Genomic DNA, 14706 nt, shown 5'->3' on the forward strand with positions numbered 1-14706 from the left:
TTGAAGAAGAGCCTACCTAAATTTTGCAATAATATACTATATGAAATGTAATTGTCAGATGTATCATTTATGAGAATACATTGAATGGAGTGTACCTCATGAATATTACATCTTTTTTACTATACTGTTTTATTGTAACTTTTACACCAGGACCCACTAATATCGTTATATTATCCACAGTACATAATACTGGGACAAAAAAGGCAATGGAGTATACGTATGGGGCAACTATTGCATTTTGCTTTTTACTTGTTATTTCTGCTGTGTTGAATACGATACTGGTAACAATAATACCGAAGATCTTAATTGTTATGCAAATAATCGGAAGCTTTTATATGCTATATCTTGCTTATCAAGTTTACAAAACGGATACAACAAAACCAACTGTAAACCAATCTGGTACGTTTTTGTCAGGCTTCCTTCTGCAGTTCTTAAATCCAAAGGTGGTACTATTTACAATGACTGTAATTCCTACCTATATTATGCCTTATCATGTCTCAATGACCGCTGTTACAATAAGTGTTATAGCTATAACTGTAATTGGATTTTTAGCATTTATTACATGGGTACTTTTCGGTGCATTGTTCAAGGTGTTTTTACAGAAGTATCAAAAGTTTGTTAATGTACTTATGGCATTATTTTTAGCGTATTCTGCTATAATGATTTGGATGTAGATAAAGGGGTGGATTAAATGGACAAATTTATCTATAAAAAATCGGCAGGTATTACTGCGTTGTCAGCAAGTATCACTGATTTTACGTATAAAAAGCATTCTCACAAGGAGTATGCTATAGGTGTAACATTGCGGGGTATTCAAGAGTATAACTTGGATGGCAGTTTACAATTATCCTATCAAAATGGTGTAATGCTTTTTAATCCAGAACAGGCACATGACGGAATGGCACATGATAAATCAGGGCTTGATTATGTTATGTTATATATTGAGCCACAACTTCTTTTAGAGGTTATGGAGAAAAAGGAAATAGTGCGTTTTTCCTCCCCTATTGTATATGATTATAGACTTGAACAAAGAATATTAAGTCTTTCAAGTGCAATTCTAGGCGGAAAAGATGAAGCGTTGTGCAGTGAATTACTGTTATCCCTAGCAAACAGTCTTATGCAAACAAATCTTTCTAGCTACTCTAAGAAAGATAACGCTCTAATTAGAAAAGCAAAGGAAATGCTTCATACAAACTTAGAAAAAGTGATGAAACTGGACCACATATGCAAAGAGCTTAATATATCAAAATTTCAGTTTATCAGATTTTTCAAGGCTCATACTGGAATTTCCCCTTACCAATACTTTCTTAATTGCAAGATAGAACGTGCAAAGAGGTTGATAGAGAAAAATGGTGATATTTATTCAGCAGTAGCAGAATGTGGTTTTGTTGATTTAACCCATTTAAATAAACACTTTAAAAGCGTATATGGTACAACAGCTTATGAATATATGTCACATTTCAATTGAGGCGGAGTTTTTCCTACTATCTTTAAATGTATTTCAAATATAGGGGGAAAAAATTGACTTTAAAAGTAGGTGATATTATAGCCTAGCCTTTGATATGGCATTGTTTAGAAAAGTGTTATTCAACTAATGGGTGCTTTAGTAAATAACGGACAGGGATATACAATGAGCTTGGAGATACATTTCCCAGCTCATTTCTATTAATTATAATTGTAAATACATTAAACCAATCTTTTTTACATAACAAATGTTTGCATAATACAAATAAATAAAGTATAAATATCTTAAGAGAAAAATTGATAGCATAGTTATTTTTAAATAGATATTTTAGTTCAAACCCCTTTAATAAATTAGCAAATCGGTCACCCTTCCTCTTTACACTATCAAATTATTTAAAATAACACAGTTGCTCAAATGTTAATGATTAATTCTCTTTTCTAATACTTGTAATTTACAAATAAAAAGTGGAGAGTGTTTATGTGAAAGGTATTCTAGATTCAATAGTCATTGGAGGAGGGCAAGCGGGTCTTGCTTCTGGCTATCATTTACAGATAAAAGGGTTACGATATCTAATTTTGGAAGCAGGCAATCAGGTAGGTGGTTCCTGGCCAAGTTATTACGACAGTCTTAAACTATTCTCACCGGCAGGATATTCGTCAATGCCCGGTATGAAATTCCCAGGAGAACAAGATCGTTATCCGAGAAGAGATGAGGTCGTTCGTTATTTACAAGAATACAAGAAGAAATTTCAATTGAAAGTTGAAACCAACCAGCGTGTTGAATCTGTAGAAAAAGATAGGGAAGGATTTACGATTCGTACGATGACAGGGGATACATTTCATTCACGAACTATCATTAATGCAACTGGCTCGTTTAACAATCCATTCATACCAAATATAGCTGGGCAGGAAGTGTTTAAAGGTCTAAGTCTTCATTCCTCCAAATACAAAAATTTAGAGCCATTTATAAATCAAAGAGTGGTTGTTGTGGGACGTGGTAATTCTGCTATTCAAATTGCAGTTGAGCTAGCAGAGGTGAGTCAAGTGTCCTTAGCAGTATTACGACCTGTCCAGTTTGTTAAACAACGTGTATTGGGCAAGGATTTGCATTTTTGGATTAAACTAATCGGTTTTGATACCTTTCCATTTTGGAGATTTAGAAAAACTGCACCAAGTTCAAGCGCAGTGAACGATACTGGCCAATACAAAAAGCAATTAGCTGAAGGAAAACCAGATCAACATCAAATGTTTACTTCTTTTTATGAAGATGGCGTTATCTGGCCAAACGGAATAAAAGAACCGGTTGATTCAATAATATACGCAACAGGATTCAGACCACAGTTTCCATATCTTCAAGCCATTGGAGCACTGGATGTGGAAGGAAAGCCTTCACATGTAGCGGGAATAAGCGAAGTTCCCGGTCTCTATTATGTGGGGATGGAAGGGCAACGTTCCTTTGCTTCTGCCACCTTAAGAGGGGTGGGGAAAGACGCGCAGTATGTTGTGAAAAAGTTATTGCATTATCTTGATCGTTTAAATTAAATGCAAAGTGTTCTATTCGGGAGTTATTAAACTAAAAAAAGAATCCATTTAAGTTAGCCCATAATGGATTCTTTTCTTTTAATTCAGCAGAAATTCTTACACTTTATTGGCGTGTGAAAATAACTTAATAATTTTCTTCTAATCCGACTAAATTGCTTCTTCTCTCTAATAATATATTATCTCTCCATTTACCATTTAATTTCCCTATTTTTTCTCGTATTCCTACTGCTCTAAAACCATTTTTCTTGTGTAAATAAACGCTGCTATTATTTTCCCTAAAAATTGAAGCCTGTAAGGTCCAGTAACCTTGCTCTTCAGATAGAGTAATCAAATTTTTCAAGAGGAAATTACCAACACCTTTGCCTTGTGCATTAGGATGAACATATACACTAACTTCGCCTACTCCTGCATAAGCCAAACGTTCTGAAATCGGTGTAATTTTGCACCAACCTAAAACTTTATTTTCGTCATGTGCAATTAGAGTACATTCAGGATGAGCTTTTAAGACCCATTGTTCGTAAGTGGAAGGTGCTTTGGTTTCGAATGTAGCTAAACCTGTGGAAATCCCAGCTTCATAAATATATTTAATTTCATCCCAATCATCCTTTGTAGCATTTCTAACCAAAATAGTCATGTCCGATTCCCCCAATTTAAATAATAAAAAGTATTTAATGAAATTTTAAAGTTATTTGTTGCACATTGCAAGTAAATGTTGTATATATTATATAAGAGGTGAAAACATGGAAAACAAACGTGAACTATTTCAATTGCTTACTCGTAGGTTTGGACTTCTTAATAAAAATTGTTGTTCAATCGGAGCCGTGGAAATATCATCCGTACAAAGTCACATTCTTTATGAAATAGATAAACAAACATCACCATCCATGCAACAAATTGCTGAAACGATAGCAATGGATATAACGACTTTTAGTCGACAAATCCAGACGCTCATAAAAATGGAATTAGTAAAGAAAACTCCTTCCTTAACCGACAAAAGAGTATATATTTTATCTCTTACAGTGCAAGGTAAGTTTGTGGCTACAACCATTGATGAATCGATGAATGCATATTTAGAGGAAGTATTCTCCCATATGAATGAATTTGAAAGAGAAACAGTAATTCGTTCTATTAAATTACTAAATCAAGCTATGTCCAAATCAAGCGTTTGCTGTACACCTCTACTTTAAGCAAGAGTAAGTCTTGCTTAAAAAAATATACATTACTTGCAAAATGCAATTAATAAGCAATTTAATATTTGGTAATACAACTAAAAATTTATGGAGGTAAGAGAATGAATAACATTGAACTGAAACAAGTAAACACTGGGGGATGCTGCGCACCCGCGGCAAAAACAAAGGTAGATGTAACAACATCTTCAAACAAGGAATTACCAATAGCTATTATAGGTGCTGGTCCTGTAGGTTTAGCTGCTGCTGCCCATCTAGCGAATAAAGGTGAACGGTTTATTCTACTGGAGTCAGGTGATAGTGTTGGTAGCAATATTCTAAACTGGGGACATGTGCGGTTATTTTCACCATGGCAATACAACATCGATAAGATAGCTAAAAAAACTCTAGAAAAACACCATTGGAATGCACCTGATTTAGATCAACTTCCATTTGGAAGTGAATTAGTTAACGAGTATTTGAAGCCATTAGCAAATTTACCTGAAATACACCCTTTTTTATCACTGAATACAAGAGTTGTTTCGATTAGTAAAAAAGGGTTAGATAAAATGAAGACTGCAAATCGTGAAAATTCTTCCTTTGTTATATACATTGAACAAAACGGGATGTCAAAAAGAATAGAAGCAAGGGCAGTTATAGATGCTACTGGAACTTGGTCACAACCAAATCCAATAAATGCAGATAGTATTTGGACAAAAGAAGAAAGAGAATTAAACCAACACATTTATTATGGAATTCCTGATATTAAGGGAAAGCATAAGGAAAGATACAAAGGCAAAAAAGTTGCTGTTGTAGGTGGCGGTCATTCAGCCATTAACACAATTTTAGAACTATCACAGTTAAATGATGAAGTAGAAATTACTTGGATCATGAGAAAGAAAAACGTAGAAGATGCGTACGGTGGAGAAGATAAAGACGCTCTGGAAGCAAGAGGTGAATTAGGTAGCCGTATACATCAATTAGTTGATGCTAGTCATGTAAAAGTCTATACTCCTTTCCTTATTCACCAATTAACTAAGACAAATGATGGAATCGGAATTACTGGGGAATCAGAAGGTAGTGAAGTAACAATTTCTCCGGTTGATGAAATCATTGCAAACACAGGCAGCCGTCCAGACTTTTCATTTATAAGAGAAATCAGACTTAGTATAGATTCTGCTACAGAGAGCGTTGAAGAACTTGCTCCTTTAATTGATCCTAACCTTCACAGTTGCGGAACAGTACGACCTCATGGTGAAGAGGTATTAAGACAGCCAGAAAAAGACTTCTATATAGTTGGAATGAAAAGTTATGGTCGAGCTCCAACATTCTTAATGGCTACCGGTTATGAGCAAGTTAGATCTATTGTTGCTCATCTTTCGGGTGACTTTAAATCAGCTAAAAAGGTTGAACTTGATCTACCGGAAACTGGTGTATGTAGTATTAATTTAACATCACAAATTTCTACTCAATCATGTTGCGGAATGGAAGCGTCTAAATGTTAGGGGTGAAGGTATTTGACTGTAAATAATGGGTCTAATTTGTCTAAAGAATATTTTATTTCCTATCTAAAACTGGTTATGGAAGCTAGATCTTATTCTTTAGAACAAGCAAAAACCTATATGTTCAACAACTTTTTTAAAAGTAGTAAAGAAGTGTACGGAAAAGAAAGTTACTGTAATTTTTTATTAGCTATTGAAAAATTAAAGGAAGGAAGAGTTTTACAGTCAATTCAAAGTTAAAAAGAAAGCTCTTAGATTATTAGAAGAGAAACAACACCTTTCATATTCTAGATGGGGGTGTTGTTTACATTTAACAATGGGGAAAATATACAGTCAAAATGTTTATATATTCTTTCATTACACAAACGAACGTTCGTGTAATGAAAAGGAAAGAGGGAACAAGTATATGTGAAAAATATATTCAATTTGAATTGCTTTTTATACGAGAAGGACTATTTGATAAAATTAGTGATCACCAATTAAAGATCTATACTAAGCGAAGTCGGGTATTCGTAATGCTATCGGAACATTTGAATTATATAGATGAACAAATTAAAGTTCAAATTCCACTAAAAGGAGATAATTATCTATATTTAATTTACAATAANATACGAAGTTATATTTCATTGAAGAAGTATACTTGAAACAGTGAGATATCAGAAAGAATTTTGTATCTAATATCAATTTTATTACTTAATACTACAAACAATATTTTTGTTTATATTTATTTTCATTGCATCCAATTGATCTCACTCACTAATTAAACACTAAAAGATTTTGTATAGCTTTTCATCTTAATATATTATATCTGGTCAGATTTGTTTATTTTAAAAAAAATTAAGTTCTTTTAGATTTCATTTTGTTGTTTTTAGCTTTAGTCAGTATTTTTTCCAATATCTAACTACTTATGCATGATTATTTAAACACTATTTTCTACAACAACTTGGGATTCATTGCTACCACTTCCCCATTTGCTCCATACATACTAATAGATATCATTCTTACATTCATTTTCTTGTGTTTTTGTATAAAATAATATACTCTGTTTCTTGTAAGATATAAATTTTTAAGGAGTGGTTACATGGCTAAGTCTGCAGCACATAAAAAACGTTCTCACCAACTACGTAATACTGGTAAAGATGTTACAACTTTCCGAAATGATGTTGAATTTAGTATGCACGTGCGAAAAACGAAAACAAAGAAGGAAAAATTACAACAGTATCAGAACAAATATAAAAAGCATTTCCAACAAGGTATATTACCCGATGGAAATGCTTTTTATATTGCTTAATTGAATGCTAATTTACTTTTTTTCATTTGTAGCATGAAAATACATGTTAATGAAACACTAATTAGACCAAAAACAACTACCATATATTGCAATCCGATGATATCTAAAAGTGCACCGGTTGACAATAATACTACTTGAAAAGCTACACGGTCTAACATATTTCGAAACGAAAAGAATCTTCCGTGAAACTCTTTGGGTACTTGTTTTTGAAAGATTGTCATTGCAGTGGGAAAGAAACATCCAATGGAAAAACCAAAAAGAGCAAAAGTCGTTAGAGTCAATGCAGGACTTTCAGCAAAGTATAGTAATATCTCAGAAAGTCCAATTATTATTACAAAGCTGAATAGAATATTACTTACTTTCCACTTAGATCCAATATATTTAATGACCAACGTACCTAGCATGAAGGCAAAACCTTCTACTGCATATATGGCACCTTTGATGGAAGAGGAATCTTGAATTTCACTAATATTAATGACAATTAAATTAAACGATCCCAAAAACAATAATGGAATTAAAGTTAAGATAACTGTCATAAGAACTGCAGTATTATCCTTTAACATTGGAAAAATTTCTTTAAATCCGCTTTTTACTTTCTCCCCATTTACAGTGACAGCTTCTTTCTCCTCCAATTTGAGCATACACGTAAATACCAGTAATCCAGCATATGCAACCATGGAAAAAATATATAGATATTGGATTGACCAATAGACTAAAACAAGGCCAGCAATAGCTGTACCAGCTACACGTGCAATTGTAGCAATGTTCATATGCCAACTGTTTAATTGTAACAAGTCTTTCTCATTCACTATCATTGGTAATGTAGCTTGCAATGCAGGAAAATAAAACGCAGCGGATATTTGTAAACTAATTAAGAATAAAACCATCCACCAAATAGATCCTGTTGCAATTGCTACGAACATAAATAGAACACTTAATATCCTACCTACACTAGATACTATTAACACTGTTTTTTTCTTAGATTGATCAATTATCCTCCCTGCTAGTGGGCCCATTAGTACACCGGCCAATAGACCGCCTGCGAGGATTAACGATTTATGAAAATCGGATGGTACTTTCTCTTGCATAAATTCTAGATTGCCAATGACTCCACTCCAAAGACCAAGTCCCGCAATCATTTCCCCTACTAACACAATCCAAACATTTGCATTTCTCCACATATTATTCCCTTACTCTTTCTGTTCAATTGGTTGTTTCCAAACTCGAACAAGTTGACCGTCTTTTTCTGTATCTACGATAAAGGATCCATTTGAATAGCGATCAGTTGGACGAAGTGAATTCGTTTGAACAACTTCTTGAACACCTTTTTCTGTTTCTAAAACAATTTCATCTGCTTTATTCGTCAATATAACAGCGAAAACTCTGTGAGGGTTTGACTTTAGTTCACGTAGAGTCACGATTCCTCGCTTTGCGCGTCCGCCAGATTCTATTTCTTTAAGCCCCATTTTTTTCACTGACCCACGCTGTGTTATTAATGTAATATCTTCCTGACTATCTTGAGAAATAACATTTACACTTACGACAAGATCATCATCTTTTAAGTTTATAGCCTTCACACCACCAGTTTTTACCCCTGTAATTGGTACTTCATCAAGTGAGAACCGGACAGAATAACTGTGATATGTCGTCAACAATACATCATCTGACGGAGAAACAAGTTGTGCAAGGATTAATTCATCTTCTTTTTTCAAATTCATTGTTTTTATTGGACGTGCATAACGTTGAACAACATAATCAGAAAGTAATGATCGTTTAATCTGTCCTTCCTTGGTTGCTGTAAGGACACATAGATCAAGGTCAAACGTCTCAATTCCTATTACATTAATAAGTGATTCATTTGTATCTAATGGTATTATGCTTGAGATATGTTGGCCAAGATCTTTCCAACGGATATCCGGAAGCTCATGTACAGGCTGATAGATATAGTTACCTTTGGAAGTGAAAAGAAGTAGATGATGCTGCGTGTTGATAGGCTCCTGGTACAATAAGTAATCAGACTCCTTGATAGCAAAATCTTGTCCGTTGGATGCAGTAAACGAACGCATACTCGTGCGTTTAATATAGCCATCTTTCGTGACTGTTACAATTACTTCTTCACTTGGAATTAAGACATCAAGTGTAACTTTTATCTCTTCAATTTCATCTTCAATTATTGATTTACGTGGTTCTGCAAATTGTTTTCTTACCTCTTGTAGTTCTTTTTTGATAACTTTTAAAAGAACGGTCTCACTAGCTAAAATACTCTCTAACTTTTTAACTAATGCATTCAATGACTCCTCTTCTTTTTGAAGCTCCGTAATATCCGTATTTGTTAGACGATAAAGCTGTAAGGAAACGATTGCCTCTGCTTGCGCTTCAGAAAATTCAAAGCTAGCGATTAAATTGTTTTTCGCATCACGTTTATCTTTTGATGCACGGATCGTTTTAATAACTTCATCTAAAATAGATAAAGCTTTCATTAAACCTGCAACAATATGCAGACGTTCTTTTGCTTTTTTTAAGTCAAATGCAGTACGACGGGTTACTACCTCTTTTTGATGACCAATATAAGAGTCTAATAAGAGAGGTAATGTCATCATCGTTGGTCTACGATTATGAATAGCAATCATATTGAAATTGTAGGTAACCTGTAAATCCGTATTTTTAAATAAATATTGTAGTATACCGTGGGCATCTATATCTTTCTTCATTTCAATAACAATACGCAATCCTGTACGATCTGATTCGTCTCGCACATCGGCAATGCCTTCCAAACGCTTATCGTGACGTTGTTCATCGATTTTTTTAACTAAATTGGCTTTATTCACTTCATAAGGAATTTCCGTAATGACAATTTGTTCTTTGCCACCCTTAATAGATTCAATCTCTGTTTTAGATCGAACGACAATCTTACCTTTTCCTGTTTCATAAGCTTTTTTAATCCCATCTACACCTTGAATAATCCCTCCTGTCGGGAAGTCAGGACCTTTTAAAACAGTCATTAACTCATCCACTGTTGCAGCAGGGTTTTCTATACGCATTAATACAGCATCTAATGCTTCGTGAAGTGCATGTGGTGGTATATCCGTTGCATAACCGGCTGATATTCCTGTTGAGCCGTTCACTAATAGATTTGGGAAACGTGCAGGTAATACGACTGGTTCTGTATCAGAATCGTCGAAATTTGCAATATAATCCACGGTATTTTTGTTTATATCTCTTAGTAGCTCATGAGAAATGGCAGAAAGTCTTGCTTCTGTATAACGCATTGCTGCAGGAGGATCACCATCAACAGAACCATTATTTCCATGCATTTCTACTAACATATGTCTCAGTTTCCAGTCCTGACTCATACGTACCATTGCTTCATAAACGGAACTATCACCATGTGGATGATAGTTCCCGATTACATTACCAACTGTTTTAGCAGATTTACGGAATGGTTTATCATTTGTATTTCCCTCTTGAAACATTGCAAATAATATACGACGTTGAACAGGCTTTAACCCATCTCTCGCATCTGGTAGTGCACGGTCTTGAATGATGTATTTACTATAACGTCCAAACCGATCACCGATTACTTCTTCTAGTGGTAAATTTTGATAACGTTCGGTTTGTGTCATACTAATTCATCCTCCGTGTGTAATCTATCATTTTCTAAAATATTTGAATCATCTTCTAAGCTAAAGTTTACGTTTGCTTCGATCCATTTACGACGTGGTTCTACCTTATCACCCATAAGTGTTGTAACATGCCTTTCTGCTCTTGCGCCATCTTCAATCGTCACTCGAACAAGAGTTCTAGTTTCAGGATTCATGGTAGTATCCCATAATTGGTCGGCATTCATCTCCCCAAGTCCCTTATAACGTTGGAGCATGTATCCTTTCCCAATTTTATTGGCTGCAGCTTCTAACTCTTTTTCAGTCCATGCATATTCAAAAACTTCTTTTTTTCCTATTCCTTTAAATACTTTATAAAGTGGTGGTAAAGCAATATATATCTTTCCATTTTCAATCAATGGTTTCATATAGCGGTAGAAAAAGGTTAATAACAATACTTGGATATGTGCGCCATCCGTATCAGCATCGGTCATAATCACGACTTTATCATAAGCAATATCATCGATTTGGAACTCTGCTCCAACCCCGCCTCCAATAGCATGAATGATTGTTGCAATTTCTACATTTTTCATAATATCTGCTAGGTTTGCTTTTTCTGTATTAATAACTTTACCTCGTAAAGGAAGGATTGCTTGGAATGTTCGATCTCGACCTTGTTTTGCGGATCCTCCTGCTGAATCTCCTTCGACTAAATATAGTTCATTTTTGGCAGCATTTCTCGATTGTGCTGGCGTTAACTTACCAGATAACATTTCTGAAGGTTTTCGTTTCTTTCCGTTACGAGCATCCTCACGTGCCTTTCTCGCGGCTTCACGAGCTTGTTGTGCACGAATAGCTTTTCGAATTAGAGAAGAAGCTAACTCTGAGTTTTCTTCTAATATATACTGTAGTTTTTCAGAAATGACAGCATCTACAGCGCTTCTTGCTTCACTTGTACCTAGTTTGCCTTTTGTTTGGCCTTCGAATTGTAATATATTCTCTGGGATACGAACAGATATTACTGCAGAAACTCCTTCTCGTATATCAGAACCTTCCAAGTTTTTAGCTTTCTCTTTTAACAAATTAGTTTTACGAGCATAATCATTAAATACTCTTGTTAAAGCAGCTTTTGCACCTGTTTCATGCGTTCCGCCATCTCGAGTACGGACATTGTTAACAAACGACAGAATGGTTTCTGAATAACCATCATTAAATTGAAAAGCAAATTCAACTTCTATTTCATCATGAGAGCCTTCCATATAGAAAACCGGATGTAATACATCTTTTTCTTCATTAAGATATGCTACGAATGCTTCTATTCCTGTTTCAAAGTAAAAAATATCATGAGCACCTGTTCGCTCATCGATTAGTTCTATTTTTAATCCTTTTAAAAGAAAAGCAGATTCTCTTAATCTTTCGCTTAACGTCTCGTAATTGTATTTAATGACTGAAAATATGTTAGGATCCGGCAAGAAATGAACAGAAGTTCCTGTTTCTTTAGTAGACCCTATTTGAGTCAGTGATTGTACGACTTTACCACCATTTTCAAAGCGTTGCATGAACTTTTTGCCGTCACGATGGATAATTACCTCAACATATGAAGATAATGCATTCACGACGGATGCACCTACTCCGTGGAGTCCTCCACTCGTTTTATATCCACCTTGTCCAAACTTACCACCCGCATGTAACACTGTAAAAATTACTTCTGCAGTAGGTATTCCAGTTCTATGTGTACCTGTTGGCATTCCACGCCCAAAATCACGAACAGTAATGCTTTGGTCTTCATGTATAGTTACAATTATATGGTCCCCAAAACCAGCAAGACTTTCATCTACTGCATTATCTACTATTTCGTATACTAAATGATGCAATCCTCTAGTATCTGTTGATCCGATATACATACCAGGTCTTTTCCGAACGGCTTCTAACCCTTCTAATACCTGAATATCATCATCACTATAACTTGTTAATAGTTCATCTTTACGCAAAATATGTTCCCCTCCAAAAAAAACAAAACATCCGTTCTTAACTTCTATTTAAGCCTACAAACAGATTGTCGATGTGTCAATACTTACAGTACATAGGACAGAATTTAATTGTAAATAAATTTCTAGTGTAATGCAATCTGCCATACCATAGCTTTCTCTATTAAAGCTCCTTATTCCTTCATAGTGATACAATAACTTTTTAAACAAAGTTCATAATAGCATAATAATTTAGACATTTTTTCTGCATCAATTGACTATATATTACCTAACTCTAATGTTAGCTCATTATATATAATTAATTATACCGTTATAAAGTATTTTTTGGTTAGTATTATTAAATAGATATTTACTTACTAAACATTGAAGAGAGCTTTGTGTACATGGTAAACTAAGAAAAGTTCATTATATTATTAGTTTCATAATAAAAGGAGTATGCTATGACTACATTCATTTTACTTTTACTCGCTTATCTAATTGGTTCCATCCCTTCTGGACTTTGGGTTGGAAAGTTATTTTATAATACAGATATAAGAGAGCACGGAAGCGGTAATCTAGGTGGTACAAATACTTTCCGCACACTTGGAAAAAAAGCCGGTTTAGTAGTTACAATCATGGACATATTAAAAGGAACAGCTGCAACACTTTTAGGTGCGTTACCATTTTTTGAATCTGCTAATGTACATCCTTTAATTTTAGGTATCATTGCTGTTGTAGGACATATGTTCCCTATTTTTGCGAAGTTTAAAGGTGGAAAAGCAGTTGCCACTTCAGGTGGAATATTATTGGGATATAACTGGCCTATATTTGTGCTATTAGTTGTTGGATTTTTCATTATCCTAAAATTAACTAAAATGGTTTCTCTAACGTCGATGATTCTTTCTATCATTGCGGTTTTATATGCTATTATTTATCACTATACTGTAGACCACGATTTACCATTGATTGGTATAGTACTACTTCTTGCAATTTTCATCTTTTATAGACATCGTACGAATATAAAACGAATCAAAGAAGGAACAGAACCGAAAGTCAAATGGATTTAGCAACTACGCACTTATTACCATGAGATGTAATATGCTCGAATGATTTTAAAGAAAGCTTGGTGATTACACATGAAAATATTCATCTCCACTGATGCACTAAAATGGTTCCATGACGAAATGGAAGTACAGAATGGCGACACAATTCGTTTCTATGCTCGTTATGGCGGAACTAGTCCAATAAACGAAGGGTTCTCCTTAGGAATGACAATTGATACTCCCGTAATTCCATCAGTAACTGTAACGATAGAAAATATCTTGTTTTTTATCGAGGAGAAAGATGAATGGTTTTTCAATGGTCATGATCTTTATGTAGATGTAGACACCAAGACGGAGGAATTAGCCTACTCCTATAAAAAAGCGTGACATTTATTGTCACGCTTTTTTAAACCTCTTAAGCTGTTCAAGTTGACCTTCATTTTTCATAATGTCATATTCGTGTTTACCGAATAAGTCAAAATGAGGATATCCTTCTTTGAAATCAATCCATTCTTCTTTTAAACCGTACTGCTTACCCCACTCAATTAAAATGGAAAGATTACTACAGCCTACTTTTGTAACCGTATTACAACCTGGAAAACGTTTGTCGACCCAATAATGCGTTAAAAATGCAATTTGCTCATTATGTACATTTCGTTTCCATTCATTTAATTCATCACGTGTAATTCCAAAAGCCATTAAACAAGTTCCTTTGCAATTTCAGTATATTTCGAATCCCATTGCGGATTGATTTTTTTTAGTGAAACCGGTCGGAAATTATCTTTTTTGACGATAACATGCTCGGATGTAGCTTTTGATGCAATCGTTCCATCTTTATGTAAAATCTCGTATCCATAAGTAGTACGAAGTTTTCCATGGCTCTCAATCCAGGTTCTAACTGTTACTGTCTCTCCGTATTTTACAGAAGACATATAGTTAATATTGACATTCGTTACAGGGGAGATATATCCATCTACTTCAAGGCCTGCATACGTAAATCCCAAGTCTTGAATCAATTGAGTTCGTCCAATTTCTAACCAAATAACATAATTTGCATGATAGACAACGCCCATTTGATCTGTTTCTGCATAGCGCACTTCTATTTCTTTTTCACTTATATACATCTTTCATG

15 protein-coding genes are annotated in these 14706 nt (G+C 34.5%); 9 read left to right on the forward strand and 6 right to left on the reverse strand.

The window, feature by feature from the left end; genetic code table 11:
* The first annotated feature begins 98 nt into the window (after positions 1–98).
* The 3 genes from AN959_RS08610 (at position 99) to AN959_RS08620 (ending at position 3006) form a co-directional block, all read left to right on the forward strand.
* The gene (locus AN959_RS08610; RefSeq protein WP_056829913.1) at positions 99–674 is read left to right on the forward strand and encodes a LysE family translocator; all 576 of its coding nucleotides are present in this window, start codon (positions 99–101) and stop codon (positions 672–674) included.
* A gap of 17 nt (positions 675–691) precedes the next feature.
* A complete protein-coding gene (locus tag AN959_RS08615; RefSeq protein WP_056829915.1) occupies positions 692–1468 on the forward strand; it encodes an AraC family transcriptional regulator in 777 nt (258 codons plus the stop codon).
* A gap of 476 nt (positions 1469–1944) precedes the next feature.
* A complete protein-coding gene (locus AN959_RS08620; protein WP_056829917.1) occupies positions 1945–3006 on the forward strand; it encodes an NAD(P)/FAD-dependent oxidoreductase in 1062 nt (353 codons plus the stop codon).
* A 124-nt stretch (positions 3007–3130) separates the two neighbouring features.
* Here AN959_RS08620 and AN959_RS08625 read toward each other — a convergent pair whose 3' ends face one another.
* A complete protein-coding gene (locus AN959_RS08625) occupies positions 3131–3640 on the reverse strand; it encodes a GNAT family N-acetyltransferase (protein ID WP_156350748.1) in 510 nt (169 codons plus the stop codon).
* 106 nt (positions 3641–3746) lie between these two features.
* Here AN959_RS08625 and AN959_RS08630 point away from each other — a divergent pair, with 106 nt between their 5' ends.
* The 4 genes from AN959_RS08630 to AN959_RS08650 all read left to right on the forward strand — a co-directional run bounded on the left by AN959_RS08630 (position 3747) and on the right by AN959_RS08650 (position 6965).
* Entirely contained in the window at positions 3747–4193 is a 447-nt protein-coding gene (locus AN959_RS08630; RefSeq protein WP_056829919.1) for a MarR family winged helix-turn-helix transcriptional regulator, read from the forward strand.
* Positions 4194–4297: 104 nt separating this feature from the next.
* Positions 4298–5677 carry an NAD(P)-binding domain-containing protein gene (locus tag AN959_RS08635; protein WP_056829921.1) on the forward strand — a complete coding sequence of 460 codons (1380 nt, stop codon included), beginning with the start codon at positions 4298–4300 and terminating at the stop codon, positions 5675–5677.
* Between the two features lie 12 nt (positions 5678–5689).
* The gene (locus AN959_RS08640; RefSeq protein ID WP_053589515.1) at positions 5690–5914 is read left to right on the forward strand and encodes a hypothetical protein; all 225 of its coding nucleotides are present in this window, start codon (positions 5690–5692) and stop codon (positions 5912–5914) included.
* Positions 5915–6755: 841 nt separating this feature from the next.
* Complete coding sequence (locus AN959_RS08650) at positions 6756–6965, forward strand: hypothetical protein (RefSeq protein ID WP_056829925.1); 210 nt, start codon at positions 6756–6758, stop codon at positions 6963–6965.
* Here the strand turns inward: AN959_RS08650 and AN959_RS08655 are convergent.
* From AN959_RS08655 to parE, 3 genes are read right to left on the reverse strand one after another with little or no spacing between them, the layout of a single operon-like run.
* Positions 6962–8146, reverse strand: a complete 1185-nt coding sequence (locus AN959_RS08655) for an MFS transporter (RefSeq protein WP_056829928.1) — start codon at positions 8144–8146, stop codon at positions 6962–6964. The genes AN959_RS08650 and AN959_RS08655 overlap by 4 nt on opposite strands.
* Positions 8147–8155: 9 nt before the next feature.
* Complete coding sequence (gene parC, locus AN959_RS08660) at positions 8156–10588, reverse strand: DNA topoisomerase IV subunit A (RefSeq protein WP_056829931.1); 2433 nt, start codon at positions 10586–10588, stop codon at positions 8156–8158.
* The gene (gene parE / locus AN959_RS08665; RefSeq protein ID WP_056829933.1) at positions 10585–12555 is read right to left on the reverse strand and encodes a DNA topoisomerase IV subunit B; all 1971 of its coding nucleotides are present in this window, start codon (positions 12553–12555) and stop codon (positions 10585–10587) included. The genes parC and parE overlap by 4 nt, the downstream gene beginning before the upstream one ends.
* A gap of 437 nt (positions 12556–12992) precedes the next feature.
* Here parE and plsY point away from each other — a divergent pair, with 437 nt between their 5' ends.
* Together plsY and AN959_RS08675 are read left to right on the forward strand one after the other, a co-directional pair.
* The gene (gene plsY, locus AN959_RS08670; protein ID WP_053589448.1) at positions 12993–13598 is read left to right on the forward strand and encodes a glycerol-3-phosphate 1-O-acyltransferase PlsY; all 606 of its coding nucleotides are present in this window, start codon (positions 12993–12995) and stop codon (positions 13596–13598) included.
* A 69-nt stretch (positions 13599–13667) separates the two neighbouring features.
* Entirely contained in the window at positions 13668–13961 is a 294-nt protein-coding gene (locus tag AN959_RS08675) for a HesB/YadR/YfhF family protein (protein ID WP_053589447.1), read from the forward strand.
* A gap of 9 nt (positions 13962–13970) precedes the next feature.
* On the opposite strand, the gene AN959_RS08680 is transcribed toward AN959_RS08675, so the two are convergent.
* Together AN959_RS08680 and AN959_RS08685 are read right to left on the reverse strand one after the other, a co-directional pair.
* Entirely contained in the window at positions 13971–14273 is a 303-nt protein-coding gene (locus tag AN959_RS08680) for a hypothetical protein (RefSeq protein ID WP_056829935.1), read from the reverse strand.
* Entirely contained in the window at positions 14273–14698 is a 426-nt protein-coding gene (locus AN959_RS08685; protein ID WP_056829937.1) for a thioesterase family protein, read from the reverse strand. Before AN959_RS08685 ends, AN959_RS08680 begins: the two co-directional genes overlap by 1 nt.
* Between the last annotated feature and the right edge of the window lie 8 nt (positions 14699–14706).

The sequence above is a fragment of the Psychrobacillus sp. FJAT-21963 genome (genome assembly GCF_001420585.1).
Lineage (GTDB): Bacteria > Bacillota > Bacilli > Bacillales_A > Planococcaceae > Psychrobacillus.

Excerpts from the sequence above, each read along its gene's own strand:
- AN959_RS08610 (WP_056829913.1), top strand. The coding sequence starts at position 99 with ATGAATATTACATCTTTTTTACTATACTGTTTTATTGTAACTTTTACA.
- AN959_RS08615 (WP_056829915.1), top strand. The coding sequence starts at position 692 with ATGGACAAATTTATCTATAAAAAATCGGCAGGTATTACTGCGTTGTCA.
- AN959_RS08625 (WP_156350748.1), bottom strand. The coding sequence starts at position 3,640 with ATGACTATTTTGGTTAGAAATGCTACAAAGGATGATTGGGATGAAATT.
- AN959_RS08630 (WP_056829919.1), top strand. The coding sequence starts at position 3,747 with ATGGAAAACAAACGTGAACTATTTCAATTGCTTACTCGTAGGTTTGGA.
- AN959_RS08635 (WP_056829921.1), top strand. The coding sequence starts at position 4,298 with ATGAATAACATTGAACTGAAACAAGTAAACACTGGGGGATGCTGCGCA.
- AN959_RS08650 (WP_056829925.1), top strand. The coding sequence starts at position 6,756 with ATGGCTAAGTCTGCAGCACATAAAAAACGTTCTCACCAACTACGTAAT.
- AN959_RS08655 (WP_056829928.1), bottom strand. The coding sequence starts at position 8,146 with ATGTGGAGAAATGCAAATGTTTGGATTGTGTTAGTAGGGGAAATGATT.
- parC (WP_056829931.1), bottom strand. The coding sequence starts at position 10,588 with ATGACACAAACCGAACGTTATCAAAATTTACCACTAGAAGAAGTAATC.
- plsY (WP_053589448.1), top strand. The coding sequence starts at position 12,993 with ATGACTACATTCATTTTACTTTTACTCGCTTATCTAATTGGTTCCATC.
- AN959_RS08675 (WP_053589447.1), top strand. The coding sequence starts at position 13,668 with ATGAAAATATTCATCTCCACTGATGCACTAAAATGGTTCCATGACGAA.
- AN959_RS08680 (WP_056829935.1), bottom strand. The coding sequence starts at position 14,273 with ATGGCTTTTGGAATTACACGTGATGAATTAAATGAATGGAAACGAAAT.
- AN959_RS08685 (WP_056829937.1), bottom strand. The coding sequence starts at position 14,698 with ATGTATATAAGTGAAAAAGAAATAGAAGTGCGCTATGCAGAAACAGAT.